Source organism: Thalassobaculum sp., from assembly GCF_040219215.1.
In the GTDB taxonomy this organism is placed as follows: Bacteria; Pseudomonadota; Alphaproteobacteria; order Thalassobaculales; family Thalassobaculaceae; genus Thalassobaculum_A.
Genome location: NZ_JAVJSX010000011.1, coordinates 45,651 through 69,556 on the forward strand (window position 1 = coordinate 45,651; position 23,906 = coordinate 69,556).

A 23,906-nucleotide genomic window follows, 5' to 3' on the forward strand; every position below is an offset into this window, starting at 1 on the left:
CCAATTTCCGGGGAGTAGCTCACCATCGAACCTCAAAGCTCGAACTCGTCCTTCAGGTCCGCGAGCATATTGGTAAGCGACCCGACGCGGCTCTGGTAGCGGCAGCGCTCCGCCTCCAGCTTCGCCTCGCGTAGTACGTCGCGCGCCATCTCGAGCTGACCTCGCTTGATCATCACGTTGCCCAAGATCTCGAGTGAGGAGATCTTGCGCAGCCGCATACCATTCCCGGTCGCGAGCGCCACCGCACGGGCGGCTGTTTCCCCGGAGAGGGTGGTCTCGCCCTGCCGGTACATGAGGTCGGCACCGGTCTCGAGCGCTTCTGCCATGACCTTTGGCATACCGAGGTCCTCGGCATAGTCGTGCGCGCTCTGGATCAGCCCTTGCGCGCGGACCCATTCGCCCTTCGTCATGAGGATCTTGGAGTGGGACAGGCGTGCCTGGTGCAGCATACCCTGCTGGCCCGCTTGGCGCGCGGCACTCTCCGCTTTCAGGGCTTCGACTTTCGCGGCGTCAAGCTCGCCAGCAGAGCGCAGGAGGTCGGCCTTGTGGCGATGGAAGATCGCCGCCACCCTCAGATTCTCTTCGCCCTCTGCGAACTCCAGGATCCGGTCATAGGCTTTGAGCGCCGCATCGCGGGAGCCGCACAGGTGATCCACTAGGCCAATGTAGCCCGCCGCAAGCCGACTGGTAATGCTTTGCGAGCTCCACGGCGCCTTGAGCTCTTCCAGCAGTTCCACCAGATCGGCGCGGGCCTGGTTCAGGTTGCCGCGGTCGATCCGGGCGAGAGCCCGGTTCAGCTTAATCCGTCGCTCGGTACTGTGACGCGACGGGTTGGGCTGCGCCGGCTGTTCGTAGTGTCGCATGATGCGGAGCGCGCCCTCGAACAGCGGCAGCGCGTCGAACAGATTCCCCTGGGCATAGGCCAGCACTCCGCGCTCGTTCTGCATCCAGCCGAGCTCGTCATTGTACAGTGGAAAAGGGACTGCGCGACCGACGCGCTGGTCGCGAAGCGAACCCGAGGTTTTTCTGCTGGGAATGGGAGGTTGTTTGAATTTTCCCGGACGAGACGTCTCGGTCGCCCAATGGATCAAGACGTTTACCTCATGCCATCGGCCGACGGTCTCCGAGGCGCCACGACGCCAGTCAGTCAACTTTCTATGTTTGTTGAGATACGTCAGGAATTCCGCCGACTCTTCACCTTCTGCGATGAGTGGGGATTCGAGATCCCCACCTGGACCGGGAGTGTCGCGAACCAACGCGTCGATCGTCGATTGCAATTCGGACAGCGAGACCGCTAGGTTGTTCAGCGAGCGGAGCCAGCCATGGTACCGCTCCATAGGCTGGTCGGTCTTCGGACCGCTCTCCTCCGCGCTAATCTGGTTGATCGTGCCGACGGAGAATCCGCCGCGCAGCAGGCTGTAGCAGGCACGGATGCGCTGGGTGACGGCATGGATCGACGCGAAGTGATCCTCAAAAGCGTGATCCTTCTTCGATTCGGAACCCTTGCTCGGGACTGTCAGGCGCCGCCGCAAGCCCTGGTCAAGGTACTTCCAGTCCGCACCCAGCTCTGCCTTCTTCTCTGGTGAGAGATCCTCTCCGCCCGCCCGGGCCGCCTTCAGAATTCGGTCGAACTGATAGAGGCACCAGATCGTGTTGCGGGAGCGTTCGATCTGATAGCGCAGAATGTCGCGCACCAGCGTGTAGTGGATCCGGGAAGCCTTGGGACGCTCGCGTCCTTGGTAGGGATAGAGTGACACTCGGAAAAGCCCCGCGTCCTCCCGGTCGGGGAACGGGAAGTCCATTCGGTGGCTCATATACTCGCGAATCCGCGGGTGCACGGTATAGCGGTAATGGATGCGGTCAGCGCATGGCATCTCTCGGTGCTCGCCAGTGGACTGCGGCATCGAACCTGCTGCTTCTGGAGAAGCGCCCACGCCCCGCGCTGCATGGCCCCGTGGCTTGATGCGAATAACGAGATGCTGCTTGGTGAGTTCCTGCAGTTCCTCATGCAGAGCGCCAAGCTGCTTGTTCCGCTTCGGCTGTCCGTTGCCAGTGTCCGCTCGGAGGTGATCTCGAATCTCCGGACAGCCGTAGAGGACGAGAAGCTCGACCGGAATTGGAAACAGCGACAGATGCTTCAGGATGAGATCGGCACGAATCGCTGTTGCCCGGCTGCGCCTGCGGCCGTGGGTCGCCAATACCAGCCCAATGAGACCTTTCACGCCGTCCCTGGAGGCAATCGTCTCGGCCTCTTCCAGCCGGGCCTCCCGGTCCGACCGATCCCATGAGGCGAACGCCTTGAAGACCCAGGCACTCAGCGCAACATCGGTCGAAACCAACTCACAAAGCACCGGGGCAGACTTTGACGGCCACCCCCCAATCTCCCGGGCGAACCGCCGGCTAAGCCATTCGAAGGGCTCAGCTCCGAGCGATTTTCTGAGCCAGTCCCGGTTCTCCAAAGGGATGGCAGGAAGGATGGGAGGGACCCGCTCATAGTATCCGGTGTTGCCGATGACCCTATACTCGTCGGAGGTACGATCCTGCCGAGCAATCCGATGTCGAGGAAGAATGGGAGTGGTGTAACGGACGGGCACCCCTTCGCGGCCAGTTAGAAACAGAATGTCGATCGGTGCGTCCGGCACGTCCTCGTCGTCGCGATACTTTCCGTATCCTGTCAACGTCCTAAAGAAAGCACGATGAGCCGCGTTCATCGCAACACCTTCGGCATTGCACAATCGGTCTACGCCGTAGAGCAAGATAAATACACGTTTACCTTTTAGTTGACCACCTTGCTTCAGATTTGCCGCCGCGCGCAAATGAACGCGCAGAATATCTAGCGGATGAATTGTTTCAAAGTGTCTATTCAAATGAATGGGGGTCGTTTTGATCGTTTTGTTTGTAACCAAATGGCCCCACAGCTCAGTAAAAAAGCCATTCAGAGCTTCAATAACTGAATTAAATTCAACTACAAACGACAAATGACCAATAAATGCCCCGATATAGCGTTCTGATAAAGTTGCATCTTCTGAAAATGGAAATATATCGGCATACTTGTGGTTTATTGAAAGATAGTGCGTCAACGATCCTTTTCCACCGCCCCGTGGGATAGTGACACTTGCTACCCGACGGCCCGTAGAAAACAAATCATAATCATGTTTTTTTAATGACATCAGATAATCATAAACCTTTGTTCCGAGAACTCGCGCAGGACATTCTGCCGTATCTTGATATTTTGTGTAACTATGGTCTAGATAATCCGGCTTATGTCGCATCCATACAAGAGGAATATTATTTACTTGATGTTTTGAATCAAAATTATGCTGAAATTGTGCCTTTCTGTGTGCGGGAATCCTCTGCCAATCTTTCCACCAACGGCGCTGACCCTTGGCTATGTCATGGAGGATCTGATTTAGGGCGTTTGTCATCAGGCGGCCCAGGATCAAGTTCGCTGCTTCAACAATACCCTGCGCTTCTAGATGCGCCCCACCTCCTTGCCGTCCTAAGGTCAATATTTGACAAGCACGATCGGAAAACTCGTCAATTAATTCGTTCATATCATCAGTGTGAAATAGCTTCCAGTCGCGGTTTGGGCAATTGTCTTTAGTAATAATTTTCCTAAATTCGAGCAGTTCTTTCTTAGATATTTTATTTTTACTAAAGTACTCAATAATTCCCTCTATAACTTTTCTGCGCTTCCAATAAGTTAAGTCGCCAAAGCGAATGACGTGAACCCCGTACTGAACCATGTAACTAGTTGTCTTTGCAGCGTCTTTCCGAACATCATCTTCATAAAGCCTCTCATTGCAGCTCCGCAACATCAGTGCAAAGACGTGCCTACTATCGAAGTCTGGCGCGCGCTCCTGGCTTACGAACTGTCGCAGAGGTCTCAGAATGTCCTGTTCGGACATACCAATTCCAACAAATAGAATGTCGTTCCCATGGAACAGGGTATTCAGGCCTTCGTGGAAGGTCCGCCGGCGGAGATCGTCGCGCAGGTACTGACGAAGGTAGTCGTCTTCGCTGAGCACCATGTTCGTCGGATCGTCTACTCTGCCGTGAAGATGGAATACCTGCGCCCGGGCACGCGTCGGATGTGCGGCGAAGTTGATCATCTCGCCGATGGTTTCCTCGGCGATCGTGGCAACCCGGGCAACGGTCTCGATCGAAGAGGCCTCGGTGATGATCCGAGTCTCTTCGGCTCTTTGCCTTCTCCCGTCGCGTGTTTGCTCGCTGTCCCGGGGGAGGGAAGCTCCCAACTGACTCTCTATCAGCGAGGCGAGGCGTCGACCGGAATCGCTTAAGGAAAGCGAAAATCGGTCGACAAGATCTCTTTCGATCTCCAAGTCGTAGTTCAGCGTCAGAAATCGACGAATATTGAGCAGAGCGGATAGAGTTCGAATGACACCGTCATCTCTTCGGTTTTCTTTTTTCTTTCTTGCTCTCTCTGTCGTAGATTCCCCCGTTATCGCTTTGCGTATCCTATACTCAGAGTAGCTATCATTCCACTTGTCAAAATCGGGATCGTAAGTGATCTCTTCATCATCACTAGTCGTTGGTGCATTGTCACTCGCATGCTTGTGCTCGTCCTTGTAGATGGCTTTCGCCACCTCCCGACGCACGAAGGCCTCGGGAGCCCCGTATTTCTTCGTCGGGCGGACCGCTTTTGCGACATGGATGGTTAATGCGAGGACGACCGTCTTGCGCTCGGCATCGCCGATGGTCGTGTTCGGGGCGAGGGCGCTCAATGCCTCGGCAATCTCTTTCAGGTCCGATCGGTTGTCTGGATCTGTCTGCGTGACAGTGGCCAGCAATTCGGCCGCCTGCGCCACCAGACCAGCATTCGGCAGGTCCGTCATCGCGACGTCTTCGAGAATCTTCCCGAGTGCAATCACGCCGGCGACAACCAGTGCGTCCCAGGTCGGCCGGCCGTATGCGCTGGAAACCCCAGCGCCTGTGAATGCTACCACGCGGCCGATATTCAGGGCTCGGTAGAGCGCGATGCGGCCATGGTACTCGATGGAATCGGCCGTCATCTCCAGCGGCCGGAACGGATGCCGGTAGGTCCACATTGAGCGCCCCCCGTCTGAGCCTGTGGTCAGCTGAGGAGTAGACTTCGTATATTGGTTGCAATCAAGAGATTGCTGAACGGCGTTAGCTCTACCGCTTACTGTACTGGGTGCGCCTCAGACTTTGTACACTAACCTTTGACAAGGGCACTGACACGCAGAGCTGGCCCCGGAAGCCCTAACAGCCGGTTGAGCTGTTTCCGTCGACGACAGGGACAGGATTGGATGGAGAAGATGACGCGCAGTCGGACGGCCATAGAGCGAAGGCGGAGCGGGGCCTCCCAGTAACCCCGCATAGTGCCCCCACCACCCTTTCGGGTGACGGTGCTACGGCCGGGAGAACTTCACCGTGTCACCCGCCTTCAGATCCGATTTTACCATGCCTCAGGGCCAGTAGTCCGGGTCGTCACACGACCCATCTCGGCCCAGGACTGGCTACGCTCATGGCAGTAGCGGGGCGGCGGCCGGCACTTCTCATTGCTGCAGAGTAGAATGTTCCGCCGCGAAGCCTTTGCGGAACAGCCGCTCAACCTCGCTCTCCATCGCGGGCGCGAGCATCTCGTATCGGGGTTTCGTGGTCTCCAGCTGCCTGTGCTCAGCGGCAATACGCAGTTCGAGTTCACGGCGGGATAGGCTCTGATACTCCAGGATCAGGCGGAGCGCGTCGTGCTCGCCCCAGCGGAAACGGAGCGGCAAGGCGTGATCGAGGAGGTGCGCGAGGATCATGTAGGCACAACGATCGTTGTCGTTGCCCTCTGTTGAGCGTCTCCCATGACCCTTCCTTGCGTGCGCCGCGCGCAGCAGGCAGTAGTCCCGCAACCGCACACTGTGATCGTAGAACGCTACATCCTCCGGCATGGCGGGTCCGTTGATGTAGGCCTGCCCCGTCCTCGGGTTGAGCACGATATCATCGGGATGCGGCAGCAGGTCAGGAGCCGGAAGGCCTTTGCGCTGACGGTCGGCAAGCAGGCGCTCACCGTCGCGTTTCAGGGTGTCCAGGCGCAGATAGGTCTGCAGTTTCTCCTGCAGATGAAGCTCTTCCGCCCGCGCGACATGCTCCAACAGATACTTCTGTGACAGCCGTTTGCCCTTGATCGCGTCCATGGCCATGGAGCGAAGCACGGCCTGCATGACAGGCAATTCGATCGCCTGACCGTTCTCGCGCAGTGTAACGACGCGGTAGGCTTCCCGTTCCAGGAACGTGTCGGACGGCGCGTCGGACAGCTTTATCGGCTGCGGTTTGACCTTGCGCGGCCGCCCGCGCGGATTGCCCGATCGACCTTTGACAAAGCGCGTCTGCTTGGGCGGCTTGCCATAGCCGACGTCGTACCCCTCGCCCCGTGATCGTTCGGGCGATTTGCGATCGGCGTCCTCATCGTGCGCGCCTTTCGATCGAAGAGCCTTGGGCTTGTCGCTCATGCCACCTGCTCCGTCGCCTCTGCGCGGCCCCCCCGGTGGTCCTCGACATCCTCAAAGGCCTCTCCGGTCGCAGCGAGCGTTGCCCGCTTGCCGGTGAACCGCTCCCAGCGCCGCACGATGGTGTCGCAATAGGCCGGGTCGTATTCCAGAAGCCGGGCTTTGCGGCCGGTCTTCTCAGCCGCGATCAGCGTCGTACCCGACCCTCCAAAACAATCGAGCACGATGTCCCCGCGCTTGGAGCAGTCCCGGATGGCGTCCGCCACCAACGCGACCGGCTTGACCGTGGGATGCATTGCCAACTCAGCATCCCGGTCCGCACCCAGGCTGCTGATCCCGGGGTAGTCCCACACATTGGTGCGATACCGCCCGGTGTCGCCCAAGCCGAAGCTGTTGGTGTGCGGTGCATCGCCGACCTTGAACACGAAAACCAGCTCATGCTTGGAGCGGTAGAACGTGCCCATGCCGCCGTTGGTCTTGTTCCACACACAGAGGTTCTTAAGCTCGGTGAACACCGACCGGCCCGCCGCCAGCAACTCACCCATGTGCCGCCAGTCCATACAGACGAAGGCGATCGCCCCGTCCCGGCAGGTCTTGGCAGCGGCACCCAGCGTTTCCTCCAGGAAGGCGGTGAAGGCGACATCGGACATCTCACCCGCTCCCATGGCGAACTCACGGTGGCGGACCCGGCCAAGACCGCTGACATGGCCATGGACCGGCACGTTGTAGGGAGGATCGGTAAAGATGAGATCGACCAAGCTACCACCCAGCAGCCTGGCGTAGTCGTCAGCCGAACGCGCATCGCCGCACAGCACCCGATGGCGCCCGCACTGCCACAGATCCCCCAATCGGCTGATTGCCGGTCCACCAGGTGCTGGAACCGCATCGGCTGACGCGTCCGGGCCAGGCACCTCCCGCTCACTCGCGCCGTCCAGCACCAGGTCAATCTCGGCAAGCGAGAACCCGGTCAGCTCCAGATCGAAGTCGAGGTCGATCAGACCCTGCAGTTCGATCGCCAACAGGTCTTGGTCCCACCCGGCGTTGAGCGCCAGCTTGTTGTCGGCGATCACATAGGCCCGGCGCTCGGCGGCTGTCAGATGCGACAGACGGACCGTCGGTACATGGGTCATGCCAAGACGTTCCGCGGCCATGACCCGACCGTGGCCGGCGACGATGCCGTCGTCGTCGCCGATCAGAACCGGGTTGGTGAAGCCGAACCTCGCAATACTGTCCATGATCTGGCGGATCTGACGCTTTGAATGGGTCCGGGCGTTGCCGGCATAGGGCCGCAACTCCGAGACCAGGCGTTCATCCACCGACTGGATGGACCGGATCCGAGCCTTCCCGCTCGATGATGCGTCGTTCATGGACCCAACCCCATAGAACCGCTGTTGCCGTGCCGTTGATCAGCGACGCGATGCACCGAACGCTCTCCGCCGCCGAATCACTGAAGCTGTTATTGTGGGAAGCGACAAGCATCTTTCAAATACAGAATCGCAGCACGACACCGATAGTCTTAATTAATCCCGGTGTATTCAAATTATCATGCAAATATATCCAGTTCTCATTTGGGATATTCTCATCACCATCCCGAAATGTGAAGAATTCGTCTGGCCCATTGCCGGTACCACCCCACCATCATCCGGTTTATCCATCAATTTATCCGACCCACAACCGGGATCTGGATCGACCAATTGGGACGATCAGCCTGCGGAAAATTACCGTTCTGACCCCGAATTGCGGGTCTACGCAGACGGCAAGACTCGTCGCTGAGGCTTCGACATCGAGGGCAAAAGTGCCAGGAACCAGCGCCTGAGGATGACCGAGGCCGCTTATACGAGAACCGGGTCGCGCTCGGCTGCGGGCGAATTGCCCGTCGTCCAGATATCCTGCAGGCCGCTCCTGGCTGAGATCAGCGATTTGCGTGTTCAGCCCTGCAATGTTCCGTGATCCTGCACTGAACTTCCCTGTTATCGCCACAGGGAAGTATCGCGGAATTGGTCACGAAATCAGCGCCTTGCGGCACTTCTGGAGAACAATACGAGGCGATAATTACCAAAAATTCCCTGTTACCACCTGTAACAGGGACCAGACACCAGAGCAGGGTTCGCACTCGCCTGCCAGCACAGCCATCGCTCCATCAAGTAGTTCAATGACTTAGAGATTCTCGGCTTCGGAGCCTCCGGAAGGACGGGTTACCCGCCGACTGTCCACACGGGCGGTCCACAACGTGGCCTGTTGCCGGCGCTGTCACACGAACTCATGGCGGACGCCGGTCGCAGCCGGTAACGTCGCGCCGCGCCCATCGGACCCTCCGCGGCGAAGCATTCGCTCAATGGCATTCCGCGGCCGAGGCGGCGTGATCGAACTTGGGCTTCGTGCGCCCGACCTACGACGATGTGACAGTGCCCAAATGGCAGCTCTCGCGACCCCGTGCTTACCAAACCGTTTCCCAGTGTCTATTCAAACGCGCATGACATCTGCTGAACCATTCTACGCGCCCGATCTTGCAACGATCCATGCGAAACACTACGAAACTCTGGCTCAATCTGCCGCCGGGGAGTTGTTGCCGCTTTTGCCGACGGCAGCGCGCGTCCTGGACCTAGGATGCGGCGCGGGGCCGTTGTCCGTTTTGCTCGCAGCGCAAGATCACCAGATATCGGGGATCGACCTGTCAGCTTCATTGTTGTCCATCGCGCGCCAGCGGGTGCCCTCAGGACGGTTCGAACAAGGCGATATCCGTACCGCGAATTTCGGCAGAGTTGACGCTATTGCAGCGATCGGGGAGGTCGTGAACTACGCAACGGCGGTCAGTGAACCGGGTGCCTTGGAAAGCCTGGCTCTACGCGTCCGCGAGAGCCTCCCGGCGCACGGTTTGTTCCTCTTCGACTGTGCTGGCCCCGAGCGCCACGCCGAGGGCGAGTTTGTTTGGTCTGAAAACCCAGATAGCTTCGTTGCCATGCAAGCCATGAGGCAAGGCGACACCATTACCCGAAAAATCACTACCTTCATCAAGCGCGATGGCGTTTGGCAAAAATCCAACGAAATTCACCGCTTGCGCACGCATCAGCCATCTGACGTGGCAAGAGTGTTGGAAACTGCAGGTTTTGAGATACAGCCGCTGCCTGGATTTGGCGCGTATAGATTGCCGAACGGCCTTCATCCATTTCTGGCGACAGCCGTCTGACAAAACCGGCTCTGATGGTGTAACCGCCTCCCGACGGCATCTGGTGGGTACTGGGCGAGGCTACCGGCTTGGCCGTGCTTCCACCACGAATTCGCGACAGCGCCCTCAATCGTGCTGTGGGCATTCCATTTTCACTGGCGGCGTATCGGTCAAGAATTCCGGCGTATCGCTCATTATCAGTACGGCAGCTGTGGTCTATCCAGGCGTCGAAACCGGCACACGGATGGTCGGACCGTCGCGTCCTGCTGAACCCCGGGTGACGCCAGAGGTCCTAGTGAAGGAAATCCGATCATGATGATCGATGCACAAGGCAATGCGCTATCAGGCGCAACTGCAACGACCGTTGACCTTTTCGACAAGGCCGTCGAGGCCTTCAACATCTATCGCGGAGATCCGGTTGGTTTGCTGGACCGCGCAACCGGGGCTGCGCCCGGCTTCGCCATGGCACATATCCTGAAAGCATACCTGTTCGCCCTCTCCACCGAACCAGAGTCAATGAGGGAAGCGAAGACAATCCTCGGCACGGTGAAGTCGCTTCCGCTCTGCGAACGCGAAGCTTCCCATGCCGCAGCAATCGACTTGTTGCTTGAGGGAGAATGGAGCGCTGCAGCGACGGCTCTCGACCGTCACAACGCGGACTATCCCTATGATATCGTCGCCTTACAGTCTGGCCATCTGATGGATTTCTACCGGGCCAGTTCACGCGGCCTTCGCGACCGCATCGCCCGTGTGCTCCCGAGATGGTCGGCGGACACGCCTGGCTATTCGATCCTACTTGGCATGCACGCGTTCGGCCTCGAAGAAACCGGCGACTATGGTCGGGCCGAAGAGACCGGTCGCTGAGCGATCGACCTTCAGCCGCTCGACTGTTGGGCCCACCACGCGGTCGCTCATGTCATGGAGATGCAGGGTCGTGCCGAGGATGGCATCGGTTGGATGATCGCGCGTGAGCCTCACTGGTCGGGCGATGACAATTTCTTCCGAGTCCACAATTGGTGGCACCGTTCACTCTGCCATCTCGAGCTCGGCCAAACCGACCAGGTCTTCGCGCTCTATGACGGGCCGATCCGTCAAGACCGCAGCGTGATCGCGCTTGATATGGTTGACGCCTCAGCGCTGCTGTGGCGGCTGCATCTGTCCGGTTGTGACGTTGGCGCCCGCTGGCAGGAACTGGCGGTGGCATGGGACAACCATGCAGACGGCCGCACCTATCCGTTCAACGACTGGCACGCGGTGATGGCCTATCTGGGGGCCGGCCGGCACCAGGAAGTAGCCCGAATCGTTGATGCTTACCGCAGCGACAGTGTTGCATCCGAGGCTACAACTTGGGGCAAACGAACCGCCTTGCCGCTGGTCGAGGGGTTCGCGGCGTTCTTTCACGGAGACTACGAAACGACGGTGGAACGTCTGCATGGCGCGCGCTTCGTTGCCAACTCCTTCGGTGGCAGCCACGCCCAGCGCGATATAATCGACTGGACCCTGATCGAGGCGGCAGTGCGCGGCGGCATGACAGGGATGGCAGAATCGCTGGCCAACGAACGTCTCGCACTGAAGCCGCACAGTCCGGTCAACCGTTCATTCCTGAACCGAGCGCGCGAGAATTCGATCCCAGGGCAAATGGTGGCCTGAGCGGTATCAATGGCTCCGGCTCTATCCAGTTTCAGCTGTTGTCGGAGCCAAGATGCCGCTGCGGTGCCGCCTTTCAGCGGCCCCCGAGATCGACTTGAGGTAATTGAGGCTCGGTTCGACAGCGACCACCGCACACGCCTCGGCCAACCCGCCGGAGCCGCCCCGGCGGGACCACCTTGGAGCAATGCGCAGGCCAGTCGCAGAGCTTCGCATCCGTCTCCGCCCTCGCTCAGTTCGCACGCGGCAATTCAGCGCCGCGGAAGGAAACACAATGCAGAAAGCCACTTTCATATCTGCGCACATCATCCGCCATGCCCGTCCGGCCGACATTCCGGCCATACGGACCATGCAGGAGCGCTCCATGCGGGTTCTCGGTAGCGAGTTCTATACCTCAAATGAGATCAACAACTTCCTCAATCTGTTCGGCACGATGGACGACATCGTAGTCGACGAAGGGCACTACTTCGTGGCCGAGGACCATCGCGGCACAATCCTCGGCAGCGGCGGCTGGTCACGATCGCGCCCAGGCTATGCCAAACCGGCTGCTGCCATCGAATCACCCGCCAACCCGCCGACTGTCCGCAGCATGTTTGTTGATCCCGCCTTTACACGCCGCGGTATCGCAACGGCGATCATGGCGCGCACGGAACGAGACGCATTGGAGCAAGGTATCGACACGCTTCACCTCACGGCCACGCTCTCCGGGCTCGCGCTCTACGAGGCGTTCGGTTATCACACGGAGCAGACCACTGCTCTGCAGTTCCCGGACATGTCCAGCTTCGCGTGCGTGAAGATGCGAAAGTCACTAGCAAGCCCGCAGATCCGGACAGCGTGAGCGACCGGGCGGGGCACTGTCACATCTTCGAAAGCTGGGTGCACGAAGCCCAGGCTCTGATTTGGGATCACGCCGCCTCGGCCGCGGATTGCCATTGAGCGAATGCTTCGCCGCGGAGGGTCCGAAGGATGCGGCGGGCGATCAGATCGCGTTGGACGTTGAAGGTGTTGTAGACGGCGGCGTGAGCAGAGAGGAAGCGCTGAGTGGATCCCGGTCTCTGGAAGCCGGTCCACGATCGTTGGCGTCTGCGGGTAGGCTGGTGTGAGTTCTCGACGCGATTGTTCAAACGACCACCGATCACGTGCCGATCGCTCATACCGATCTCGCGGAGCGCAGCTCCATAAGACTGGAGCTTGTCAGTCGCGATCGTCGTCGGTGCAAAACCTTGCTTTCGGAGCAGTCGGCGCATCAACTTCGGGGTCGCCCGCTTGTCGCGGCGCTGCTGGGCCAGCAGATCCTTGACGTCGCGCAGGCTGAGATTGAAGCGCAGATACAGCCAGACGGCGTACTGAACGATCGACGGCGATAGTGCAGGCAGGCGTATGAGATCAGCTTCATGACGCGAGGTTACCGTTCGGGCTCGGCACCCGCCACGAGTTCGTGACAACGCCAACCATTTAGTTGTCGGCCGCCTTCAGCACCCGACCCTGCTTCGCCAGTTCGGCGCGCTCGGCCAGCAGTTTATCGAGCCAGTCCGGATCCATCTCCGGGATCGAGGACAACAGCAGGTCGGTGTAGTCATGGTGTGGCGGCTTGAACATCTCCGACTTCGGACCGCTCTCCACCACCTTGCCCTGATGCATCACAACCACTTCGTCGGCGATCGCACGGACGGTAGCGAGATCGTGGGTGATGAACATGTAGCTGAGGTCGAACTCGTCCTGCAGGCGGTCGAGCAGCTTCAGGATCTCTTCGGCCACCAGCGGATCGAGAGCCGAGGTGACCTCGTCGCACAGGATCACCTCCGGCTCGGCAGCCAGCGCGCGGGCGATGCATATCCGTTGCTTCTGGCCACCCGACAGCTCTCCCGGCAGGCGGTCGATGAAGGTGTCCGGCTCCATCTCGATCATGTTCAGCAGGTCACGAATCCGCTCCTGCTTCTTGGCCCCGGTCAGGCCGAGATAGAACTCCAGCGGTCGACCGATCACGTCGCGCACCCGCTGCTTCGGGTTCAGGGCGGTGTCGGCCATCTGGTAGATCATCTGGAGGCGGCGAAGCTGATCCTTGCTACGACGGTTGAACCGCTCAGGCAGGGCCTCGCCCTTGTACAGCACCGAGCCAGATCTGATCTGCAGCAGCCCCGTGATAACGCGCGCAGCCGTCGACTTGCCCGACCCGGACTCGCCGACCACCGCCACCGTGCGCTTGGCGTGGATCTGGAAGGACACGTCCTGCAGGATCATGGTCTCGCCGTAGCCGGCGGTCACGCCACGCATCTCGAGCACCGGTGTCTCGTCTTTGACACGCCCGCGTTCTTCGACCTGAAAGCTTCGAACCTCCAACAGATCGCGGGTGTACTCCTCCTGAGGGTCGGCCAGCAGTTCTCGGGTCTCACCCTCCTCGACCAGTTGGCCGTGGCGCAGCACCATGATCCGGTCAGCCATCTGGGCGACGACCGCCAAGTCGTGGGTGATGTAGATCGCAGCCGCACCGAACTGCTTGACCGCGTCGCGGATCGCCGCCAGCACTTCGATCTGCGTGGTCACGTCAAGCGCGGTGGTCGGCTCGTCGAAAATGATCAGGTCCGGCCGGCAGGACATCGCCATCGCCGTCATCGCCCTCTGCAGCTGGCCACCGGAGACCTGATGAGGGTAGCGAAACCCGATGGTTTCCGGATCCGGCAGCTGCAGCCGCTCAAAGAGGCTGATCGCATCGCTCTCGGCGTCGACGCGGCTCATCACGCCATGATGGACCGGCGTCTCGCTGTACTGGTCGATCAGGCGGTGCGCCGGATTGAAGGCGGCAGCTGCGCTCTGTGCCACATAGGCGATCCGGTTGCCGCGCAATTCGCGCGTGGTGGTACTCGACGCCTCGCGCAACTCACGGCCATCGAACTCAATGGTGCCGCCGGACAACCGACAGCCATCTCGGGCGAACCCCATCGCCGCAAGGCCGATGGTCGACTTTCCGGCACCGGACTCGCCGATCAATCCGAGCACCTCGCCGCGCTTAAGGTCAAGATCCACCCCGTGGACGATCTCGGCCCACCCCTCCTCCGTCTGGCCCTCGATCTTCAAGCCGCGAATACGCAGCAACAAGCCTGTGTCGGGTTCGTCGGTCATTCTTTCAACCCACTCGTCTCGTGCAGAAACCAGTCCACCACGAAGTTGATCGCCACGGTCAGCAACGCAATCGCTGCCGCGGGGATCACCGGAGTGATGTCGCCGTAGGAGATCAGCGTGGCGTTGTCGCGCACCATGCTGCCCCAATCCGCGGTGGGGGGCTGCAGGCCGAGGCCAAGGAAGCTGAGCGCGCTGATGGTCAGGAACACGAAGCAGAACCTCAACCCGAACTCGGCCGCCAGTGGGGCCGATATGTTCGGCAAGATCTCGCGGCGCATGATCCACCACAGCCCCTCGCCGCGCAGCCGGGCCGCTTCGACGAAATCCATCACCACCACGTTCATCGCGACGGCGCGGGTCAGACGGAACACCCGCGTGGAGTCCAGTACCGCGATCACCAGGATCATGTTTATCAGGTTGGTGCCGACGATGGTCAGGATCAGCAGGGCGAACACCAGTGGCGGGATTGCCATCATGACATCGACCAGCCGACTCAGCAGCTGATCGGCCCAGCCGCGCAGGGTCGCCGCCAGCAGCCCGGCAATGCTGCCGATCAGAAAAGCCAGCATCGTGGTAGCGAATGCCACCCCGACGGTATTGCGGGCGCCGTAGATGATCCGGCTCAGCATGTCCCGGCCGAGGTTGTCGGTGCCGAGCGGATAGACCTCGTTCCACGGCTCGTACTCGATGCCGACGATCTCGGTTTCACCATAGGGAGCGATCAGCGGGGCACCAATCGCCGTCACCACGTAGACCAGGATGACCAGCATCCCGAACCGTGCGCTCCACGGGCTGCGCCCCAGCAGCTTCAACGAATTCTGAGCAGCCGTCGCCATCACGTCACCTCGGGTGCAGAAGGCGTGGGTTGCTGAGGATCGACAGGATGTCGGCCAGCAGATTCAACAGGATGTACGTCACCGCAAAGATCAGGCAGGCCGCCTGGACCACCGGAATATCGCGCTTGGATACCGAGTCGATCATCAACTGGCCGAGTCCCGGATAGACGAACACCACTTCGACCAGAACCACTCCGACCACCAGATAAGCGAGGTTGATCGCGATCACGTTGATGATCGGCGACAGCGCATTCGGCAACGCGTGGCGGACGATGATCCGCAGGCGGGTAAGGCCCTTGAGGTCCGCCATCTCGATGTAGGGGCTGGCCATCAGATTGATGATGGCGGCGCGGGTCATCCGCATCATATGGGCGGTCGTGACCAGGGTCAGAGTCACCGCCGGCAGGATGCACCGATACACCCGCTCCCAGAACGGGGTGTCGGAGTTCACGTTCACGATCGACGGGAACCAGTCCCACTGAACAGCGAACAGAAAGATCAGCGCGTAGGCAATGAAGAACTCGGGAAACGAAATCGAGCTGAGCGTCACCAGGTTGATGCCGCGGTCGAACCAACTGTTGCGGTACAAGGCCGAGAGAAGACCGAGCGTCACTGCCAGCGGCACGGCGATGATCGCGGCAAAGCTGGCCAGGAACAGTGTGTTCATCAGCCTGCCGCCGATCAGTTCGGCGATATCGCGCTTGCTGGCCAGCGACCGACCGAGGTCACCTTGGGCAATGTCACCGAGCCACGCCAGGTAGCGCAGGTGCGCGGGCACGTCGAGCCCGAGTTCCCGCCGGAACGCCGCCACCGTCTCCGGCGTCGCACCCTGGCCGAGAATCGCCTCGGTGATATCGCCCGGCAGCATTTCCACCGACAGGAAGATGATCAGCGAAACCGCGAACAGGGTCAGGAGGCCCAGCGCCAAGCGCTGGGCCACCATCTTCAGGATCGGCCCCACGGCCCCCCGCTCCCGCCGTCAGCTCAAGCGAACCACCAGCGCTCGGACGCCTTCATGCCGTCCAGGTCCCAGTTGCCGGCCATCTTGTCGTGTGCCAGGTCGTCCGACGACGCGCCGACGTAGTTTGCGAACATCGGAACGACCACGCCGCCTTCATCGCGAACGATGAGCTGCATCTCCTTGTACAGTTCGGTGCGCTTGGCTTCGTCGAGCTCCACACGGGCCTCGACCAAGAGCTGGTTGAACTTCTTGTTGTCCCAGAACGTGTCGTTCCAGGCGACGCCGGCCTCGTAGGCGGTGGAGAACATCCAGTCGGCCGTCGGCCGGCCGCCCCAATAGCAGGCGCCCCACGGCTTCTTCATCCAGACGTTCGACCAGTAGCCGTCATTCGGCTCGCGAACCACGTTGATGGTGATTCCAGCCTTGGCTGCGTGCTCCTTGTAGAGAACCGCCGCATCAACCGCGCCGGCAAAGGCAGCATCCGCCGCCGACAGATCGATCGTCAGACCTTCGGCGCCACCCTTCTTCAGATGGAACTTGGCCTTCTCCGGATCGTAGGTGCGCTGCTCCAACTCGACATAGAAGCTGGTCGACGGAGCGATCGGGGTGTCGTTGCCGACCATGCCATGGCCGCGCAGGACCTTCTTGACCATCTCCTCGCGGTCGACGGCGAGCTTCAACGCCATGCGGACGTCGTTGTTGTCGAACGGCGCCTGCGTGGTGATCATCGGGAAGGTGTAGTGCTGCGAACCGGTGACCTCGAAGATGTTGATCTTCTTGTTCCGCTGCAGCAGATGCACCGTCTTCAGGTCGCAACGATCCATCAGATGGATCTCGCCGGTGGTCAGCGCGTTGGTCCGCGCCGCGACATCCACGATGGAAAGCACCTCGATGCTGTCGAAATGCGCGCGTCCGGCCTTCCAGTAATTCGCGTTGCGCTCCAGATAGGTCCGCACGCCCGGCTCGAACTTCTTCACGACATAACCACCGGTGCCTACACCCGACTGCCAGTCGACCGTGCCGTCGCCCTTCGAGGGCATGATCGCGATGTGGTAGTCGCTGAGCAGGTACGGCAGATCGGCATTGCCGGTTTCGAGCGTCAGCACCACCGAGTTGCCATCCGCCTTCAGCGTCGTGATCGGCGCCAGCAAAGGCTTGGCCGGCGACTTCGAGTCCGGGCCGCGGTGGTGATTGATCGAGTCGATGACATCTTCGGTGGTCAGCGTCTTGCCGTTGTGGAACGTCACACCTTTGCGGATGTTGAACGTCCAGGTCTTGGCGTCCGGCGTGGCTGCCCAACTCTCTGCCAGTTCGCCGACCAGCTTGCCGGTGTTGTCGATCTCCGTCAGGCAGTTGCGCATGCAGCCGAAACCGACGAACTGCATGTAGCTGTCGGTAAAGGTCGCCGGATCGAAGGTGTCGGAGGTCGACCCCGCTCCGATCGCCACCTTCAGCGCGCCGCCCTTCTTGGGGGTCGCAGCAAAAGCGGATCCGCCGAACATCTTCTCGGCGGCACCGACCGCTCCCAGGGCCGCCGCCCCCTTGATCAAACCCCGCCGGTCAATCTGACCCATCGAACGCAGCAGCGAGAGTTCGTCACGTGTCGTCATCCCCAGATCTCCTTCATTTTGCAGCAAGCCAAACACCACCGGATCAGCTCTCAACATGAACGCGCTGATCAGTCGGCCAAACGGCCGTTCCGGTGTGTCGCTTTCTCGATAATTTGTGCCGAACAGTACCACCCTCGCCAGAAGGTTCAACTGTGGACGGCACGTATGGCGAACGGGACGACTAAGCGGTTGAGCTGGAAGCCGCCGCCCAATGCTTGTTTTCCTTGCCTCTCAAAGGGCTGGAGACTGCTTGCTGGCGCTCCTCCGACACTGCTCATGCGCGCAGCCCAACCGATACACCCACGGGAGCGATCGTGGATCGGGTTCAGGAGAACCGGATAATCACTGTCACGGGATCCGTCGGACTCGTTCGTGCCGGATCCGTGTTCCTGACAACGCGGTCTCTAATCTCGGGCGGACCATCGACTGACCAAAACCATCAGGTTTCGATGGCCGAGCTCATGATGTTCGTAAGAAGTCTACGAATCATCTGGATCTCGACACCCTGAGCCAGATCCTCGCGCTGTTCCTTGAGGAGGGTGATGCACCTTTTGATTCTTTCGCGATCCGGCTCATGGGTAAAAGCCATCGTCCAATCGGGAAAATCCCGCTCGGTGTCGGTGAACTCCAAGAGGGTGATCACTTGATGGTGGCGTGCATCGCGCTTTATGGATTCGTAGACGTCAGACACCAGTCCACGGCGCCCCTCCAAGGCTTGGATGAAGGTCTCGTCCCCGTAGATCAACAGGCCTGTAATATTCAGGCGCTCATTGCGACTCCTCGCCTGGATCAACAACTCGTCCAGGGCGCTTCGGTCATATGCCTCCCGAGCCGTGGAAACATAGACGAGATGAAAGATTTCCCTCATTTCACTCATCGCACAGCACCTCCGGTATCTCGGGAGCACACATTGCCGGGCGTCTTGACAAGCTCACCCGCACCCGATCTCAACACCGAGACCACATAGTGTGGCTGTCGATGCGGTCGTTGAGAAGAGCCGGCCACGGCTCATGGTCGTCTCGGTCGGATTGTGCCTCGCGAAGCAAACCTGCGAACTCCGCGGTTTCAACGCCTTGGACACTGTGGCGCACCGGTCACAGGGCCGCTAAGACGGATCCGCCCGCCGTTTTGCGCGAATGGATCCAAGGTGCAATTCGGCGCGCCTTACGGCCAGTTGCCGGAAGCGCGTGCCGGCAACCCTAACCGGGTTCCGGGACGAAGCGGTAACCGACGCCCGTCACGGTGACGATGAATCGGGAGTCGTTCATCTTCTTGCGAATGCGGCTGATATAGCTGTCGATCATCCGGTCGGTCGGAGCATCGTCGAGGCGCATCAGACCGTCGAGCAGTTGATCGCGGGACAACACCCGGTTGGGTGCGCGCGCCAGCACGCACAGGACGTCGAACTCCGCACCCGTCAGGGTGATCTCCGCGCCCGACGGGCTGGTCAACGATCGCCCGACAGGATCCAAATGCCATCCGGAGAACTTGATCGCGTCATGATCCGGCTGTTCGGCGGTGGTGCCACCTCGCCCCGATCCGCGCCTGAGGACGTTGCGAATTCGCAGAATGATCTCTTCAGGGTGTACGTCCTTGTTGATGTAATCGTCGGCCCCCAGCTTCAACGCGGTTCTTCGGGACGGCATGTCGTCTCGACTGGTCAGAATGATAACGGGCACATCGTCTCGCGCCCTCAACTGACGCAACAGCACGATTCCGTCTTCGTCGGGCAGGCCAAGGTCCATGAGGATCAGACTGTAGTCATGGTTCCGGGACATATCGGTCATTTCAACACCCGACCCGGCGGTGCTGACATCGTATCCGGCCATCTCCAAGGTCGCGGCAAGCAGAGTACGGACGATTTCATCGTCTTCCACGACCAGGATGTGCGCCTGCCGATCCATCAATGCATCCCTCGGCTAATCACCTGAGCAAGTACAGTTTCCCGTTCCCGGCATGATTCTAACGTAGCCGCACTGTCAATGCATCCCGACTCGAATCAGCGGGCCTGGCCGCGGATGCTCGGGGCGCTCAGCCATACCGCAGTCACATCTGACGCATGCCCGAGTCACGTTGGTGCCCAACAATCGCTCGGACAGCGAACTGAACCTCGTGCCCGAGAGCGGAGACCGATATCCGGAAGCGCCTCCTCTCACGTGGCGTGTGGGCGGACATGCGGAGGTCCTGATGGCCGAATACGTGCGGAGATTTGGAGCCGGGTTGATCGGAGTACTCTACGTCGCGGTGTCCCTTGCGTGGATCAGCGGCTCGGACAGTCTGGTCGCCCTGCTGGCATCGAGCGCAAGCGACGTGACATTCTGGCAAACCTTTAAAGGAACCGGGTTCGTCGTCGCAACCGGCCTGGCGCTCTACGGCCTGATCCGACTCTATGAGAAGCAGATCACTCGGTCTCAACGGGATGCGGAGGAACGCGTCCGCACGGTCCTCACCGACGCCCCAACCGCCGTGCTGCTGATTGATCCGGAAACCTTCGAGATCATCGAATCCAACGCCGCAGCGAACAGTGCGGTCGGTCACGGTCAGCGCAAGCTTGTCGGGCTCACCCTGGATGAACTGTTCAGTCCACGTGCAACGCCGGCCCATCCGTCGGGCCCCGATTGGCGTGCGCACATTGACACTGCCGTCAGAAACGGTGCCGCCGCTGCGGAGTGGACGATCAAGGGTCGCGCCGGCGAAGACATTGTGTACGACGTCCGGCTGACCAGCGTCGTGTATGCCGGCAGGACCCTGTTGCAGGTGACCTTGGCCGAAGTTACGCAAGCCCGGGTCGTCGAGACGGTTCTGCGCGATCTGGGGGCGAGCCTTGCCCATTCGGTCGGCACCCGGTTCCATGTTTCTCTCGCCCAGTCGTTGGCACGGACCCTCGGTGTCCAGCATGTCTTCATCGCGCAGATCGACGACCACGACAGTCTGCGAACCACCGCCCTGATCGTCGACGGAGTGCTTGCGGAGAATGTTGTCTTCCGAAGCGCGGGCACCGCATGCGACGGAGTCCTCAAGCAGGCGGCGCCCGCCCTCGTGAACGACATTCAGGTGTTTCGGGAGGATGCCCAACGGCTCGGGCTGGCTGGGAGCCGCGCCTATGCCGGTGTGCCCCTGTCGGACTCGCAGGGCCGATTGCTGGGGGTTCTCGCCGTGATGCACTCGAAGCCGTTTCCGCGCGAGTCGCTGGTGGTCGACGTCCTGACGCTTGCGGCCGGCCGCGCCTCGGCGGAACTCGAGCGGATTCGAGCCGAAGCCGCGATGCAGGAAAGCGAACAGCGGTTCCGGCAGTTCGCCAACGCCTCCAGCGACTGGCTTTGGGAGCAGGACGACGAACTCCGGTTCACCTACCTCTCCGACGGCTGGTCAAAGGCGACCAGCCGCAGTCTGGCGACCGCACTCGGCAGGACACGCTGGGAACTGGCCGGCGTGGATGCCGCCACCGAAGCGGCATGGGCGGAGCACAAACGGTTGCTCAAGGCCCGCCAGCCGTTCCGTGATCTCGAATATTCGATCCGCCTGCCGGACGGCAGGGTGCGACACTGGATAGCGCACGGAACGCCGGTGTTCGATGCAGATGGCCGGTTTACCGGGTATCGCGGTTCGACAAGCGACCAGACCGACAAGGTGGAGGCTCTGCAACGCGCCGAGCAGGCGCAGGAGCGGCTCAAGGACGCGATTCACAGCCTGCCCGCCGGTTTCGTAATGTTCGACAAGAACGACCGTCTGGTCCTCGCGAACGACCGCTACATCGAGCAAGCAGGTGGAACCGCGGTACTGCAGGAATGCCAGAATACCTTCGAGGACATCGTCAGGCAGATGCTCGAGCAGAATCCGCTTCATCCTTCAATGGGCGATTCCGAGGCGTTCTACAGGAAGAGACTGGAAGATCATCGGAATCTGCCATCACACCAGGAAATTCAGTTCGCGGACGGGACCTGGACGGAGGTTCGAGAGTTCCCGACGCGCGAGGGCGGATCCGCCCTGCTCTGGCACACCATCACCGACCGGAAGCGGATGGAAGCCGAACTGCGCGACAGCGAAGAGCGCTTCCGCTCCCTGATCGACGAGGCCAGTCAGGGAATCATCGTTCACTATCAAATGAAACCGTATTATTGCAATCCGGCATTTGCCCAAATGTTCGGATATGACGGTATTGATGAGATCCTTTCCCTTGAAAGCATTATTGATCTATTTGCCGAAATAGACCGAGATCGACTACGTAACTACAGCATTCAACGCATTCGGAATCCCGACATTCCGATGAAGTACGAGTTCACCGGTTTGAAGAAGAGTGGGGAGCACATCGCCGTGCAGAACCGCGTCGTTCAGGTCCCCTGGAACGGCCGGCATGCGATCTGCGCGAACATGTTCGACGTCACCGAGCAGAAGGCGGTGGAGAGGGCGCTTGGCCGCTCCGAAAAGGAGTTCCGGGATCTTATTGAGGGATCGGTGCAGGGCGTGATCATTCACGCCGACGGCGCGCTGCGCTTTGCGAACAAGGCGGCGGCACGGATGTTCGGCTACGAGTCGCCGGACGCCCTTCTGAGGGAGGCGTCGATCAGCGACCTGTTCGCAGCCGACGTCCTGCAATCCGACACTCCGGATGACACCGATCGCTCCGCTCCCGTGGCGGTCGAAACCGAGTGCAAGCGCCTGGATGGCTCGACCCTCTGGCTGGAGTTGCTGGTACGGGACGTCAACTGGCAGGGAGAGGCGGCGACTCAAGTCACCATGATCGACGCCAGCTTCCGCAAGGAGGCTGAGGGGGCCTTGCTGCGCTCTCAGCGGATGGAATCGATCGGCCAGCTGTCCGGTGGAATCGCGCATGATTTCAACAATCTGCTTGGAATCGTCATGGGCAACCTTCAATTCATCGAACGGATGGTCCGGGACAATGAGAAGGCTGCCGGGCGCGTGACGACCGCCCTCAAGGCAGTCAAGCGCGGCAGTCAGCTGACGCAACGCCTGCTCGGCTTTTCCAGCCAGGAGTCCATGCCCGGGACGCCGACGAACGCCAACGACGTGGTGCGCGGCCTGGAGGACATTCTGACCCGGTCACTGACCCGCAAGATCGAGGTGGAGATCCATCCCGATCCGGAGCTCTGGTTGACCGAGATCGACCCGGGCGAGTTGGAAGACGCCCTGCTGAATCTGACCTTGAACGCCAGGGACGCCATGCCGGACGGCGGGCGCCTGGTGATCGAGACCGTCAACCGCAGCGTCGACAACGGCCAGGCGAAGGCCCCGACCGCCGGCATCGATCTCGATCCGGGAGACTATGTCGTCGTGTCGGTCAACGACAACGGGACGGGAATGGAACAGGCGGTTCTGGAACGGGCCTTTGAGCCCTTCTTCACAACGAAACCGACCGACCGTGGCACGGGAATGGGGCTGAGCATGGTGTACGGCTTCGCGAAGCGGTCGCGCGGAGACGTACGGATTTATTCGGAACCCGGCCACGGGACCACTGTCCGCCTGCTCCTGCCTCGATGCGCGGCCACTGACGGGCCGTCGATCATCCCGATTGGCGTCCCGGACCCATTGCCATCCGGAACCGAGACGATCCTCCTGGTCGACGACGAACCCGATCTCCTGGAGGTCGCCGACACCATGCTGCGCGACCTGGGGTATCGAACTATCACCGCACGCAATGGCCGAGAGGCTTTGAGCATCATCGATGATTGCGAGAAGCGGGCCGAAATCGACCTGGTGTTCACCGACGTGATCATGCCGGGTGGAATAAACGGTTTCGAACTGGCCGACCGGATCATCGAGACCGATCCGTCCATCAAGGTGCTGCTCGCGTCAGGCTTCACCGGAAGGCTGACGGACAGGAGCCACGATTCTTCGATGATCCGATCCATGCTCCACAAGCCCTACGACAAGACGACGCTCGCACACTCCGTTCGTCGGGCATTCGCGGCCGCAACCTCCTAGGGCACGGGTCACACCTCAGTCGAACCGACACTAGGCGACGATCGTACGGTCGGGTGGCCGGGGGCTGAGGTTGCAATTGCAGGACGACCAAACCGTCTGTGCGTCTTCGTGCGCCCACGAGAGCAAGAGCGCTCCGGACTT

The 23,906-nt window shown here is 60.5% G+C and carries 14 protein-coding genes and 1 pseudogene; 5 read left to right on the forward strand and 10 right to left on the reverse strand.

The genetic code is table 11. The features are described from left to right. Positions 1 to 32: 32 nt before the first annotated feature. The 3 genes from RIC54_RS10170 to RIC54_RS10180 form a co-directional block, all read right to left on the reverse strand. Entirely contained in the window at positions 33 to 5,069 is a 5,037-nt protein-coding gene (locus RIC54_RS10170) for an SIR2 family protein (protein ID WP_350095795.1), read from the reverse strand. Between the two features lie 471 nt (positions 5,070 to 5,540). Further along, positions 5,541 to 6,485 carry a DUF5681 domain-containing protein gene (locus tag RIC54_RS10175; protein WP_350095797.1) on the reverse strand — a complete coding sequence of 315 codons (945 nt, stop codon included), beginning with the start codon at positions 6,483 to 6,485 and terminating at the stop codon, positions 5,541 to 5,543. After that, the gene (locus RIC54_RS10180; protein WP_350095799.1) at positions 6,482 to 7,849 is read right to left on the reverse strand and encodes a site-specific DNA-methyltransferase; all 1,368 of its coding nucleotides are present in this window, start codon (positions 7,847 to 7,849) and stop codon (positions 6,482 to 6,484) included. The genes RIC54_RS10175 and RIC54_RS10180 overlap by 4 nt, the downstream gene beginning before the upstream one ends. 1,106 nt (positions 7,850 to 8,955) lie before the next feature. Between RIC54_RS10180 and RIC54_RS10185 the strand changes: the two genes are divergently transcribed. From RIC54_RS10185 to RIC54_RS10200, 4 genes are all read left to right on the forward strand, one after another. Further along, on the forward strand, positions 8,956 to 9,669 hold the full coding sequence (locus RIC54_RS10185) for a class I SAM-dependent DNA methyltransferase (RefSeq protein ID WP_350095801.1): 714 nt from the start codon (positions 8,956 to 8,958) through the stop codon (positions 9,667 to 9,669). Positions 9,670 to 9,960: 291 nt separating this feature from the next. Next, on the forward strand, positions 9,961 to 10,512 hold the full coding sequence (locus RIC54_RS10190) for a tetratricopeptide repeat protein (RefSeq protein WP_350095803.1): 552 nt from the start codon (positions 9,961 to 9,963) through the stop codon (positions 10,510 to 10,512). 54 nt (positions 10,513 to 10,566) lie between these two features. Further along, on the forward strand, positions 10,567 to 11,298 hold the full coding sequence (locus RIC54_RS10195; protein WP_350095805.1) for a tetratricopeptide repeat protein: 732 nt from the start codon (positions 10,567 to 10,569) through the stop codon (positions 11,296 to 11,298). Between the two features lie 271 nt (positions 11,299 to 11,569). Then, positions 11,570 to 12,133: a GNAT family N-acetyltransferase gene (locus RIC54_RS10200; RefSeq protein ID WP_350095807.1), complete on the forward strand. Its 564-nt coding sequence runs from the start codon at positions 11,570 to 11,572 to the stop codon at positions 12,131 to 12,133. Positions 12,134 to 12,200: 67 nt separating this feature from the next. On the opposite strand, the pseudogene RIC54_RS10205 reads toward RIC54_RS10200, so the two are convergent. The 7 genes and pseudogenes from RIC54_RS10205 to RIC54_RS10235 form a co-directional block, all read right to left on the reverse strand. Further along, positions 12,201 to 12,691 (reverse strand): annotated as a pseudogene (locus tag RIC54_RS10205) (DDE-type integrase/transposase/recombinase). 59 nt (positions 12,692 to 12,750) lie between these two features. Then, a complete protein-coding gene (locus RIC54_RS10210) occupies positions 12,751 to 14,415 on the reverse strand; it encodes an ABC transporter ATP-binding protein (RefSeq protein WP_350095809.1) in 1,665 nt (554 codons plus the stop codon). Beyond that, the gene (locus tag RIC54_RS10215) at positions 14,412 to 15,251 is read right to left on the reverse strand and encodes an ABC transporter permease (RefSeq protein WP_350095811.1); all 840 of its coding nucleotides are present in this window, start codon (positions 15,249 to 15,251) and stop codon (positions 14,412 to 14,414) included. The genes RIC54_RS10210 and RIC54_RS10215 overlap by 4 nt, the downstream gene beginning before the upstream one ends. 4 nt (positions 15,252 to 15,255) lie before the next feature. Then, positions 15,256 to 16,212 carry an ABC transporter permease gene (locus RIC54_RS10220; RefSeq protein WP_350150998.1) on the reverse strand — a complete coding sequence of 319 codons (957 nt, stop codon included), beginning with the start codon at positions 16,210 to 16,212 and terminating at the stop codon, positions 15,256 to 15,258. Positions 16,213 to 16,235: 23 nt separating this feature from the next. Beyond that, the gene (locus RIC54_RS10225) at positions 16,236 to 17,822 is read right to left on the reverse strand and encodes an ABC transporter substrate-binding protein (RefSeq protein WP_350095813.1); all 1,587 of its coding nucleotides are present in this window, start codon (positions 17,820 to 17,822) and stop codon (positions 16,236 to 16,238) included. Between the two features lie 439 nt (positions 17,823 to 18,261). After that, positions 18,262 to 18,699, reverse strand: a complete 438-nt coding sequence (locus tag RIC54_RS10230; RefSeq protein ID WP_350095815.1) for a BLUF domain-containing protein — start codon at positions 18,697 to 18,699, stop codon at positions 18,262 to 18,264. A gap of 322 nt (positions 18,700 to 19,021) precedes the next feature. Continuing rightward, on the reverse strand, positions 19,022 to 19,726 hold the full coding sequence (locus tag RIC54_RS10235) for a response regulator transcription factor (protein WP_350095817.1): 705 nt from the start codon (positions 19,724 to 19,726) through the stop codon (positions 19,022 to 19,024). A 283-nt stretch (positions 19,727 to 20,009) separates the two neighbouring features. Between RIC54_RS10235 and RIC54_RS10240 the strand changes: the two genes are divergently transcribed. Further along, a complete protein-coding gene (locus RIC54_RS10240) occupies positions 20,010 to 23,765 on the forward strand; it encodes a PAS domain S-box protein (RefSeq protein ID WP_350095819.1) in 3,756 nt (1,251 codons plus the stop codon). Positions 23,766 to 23,906: the final 141 nt, after the last annotated feature.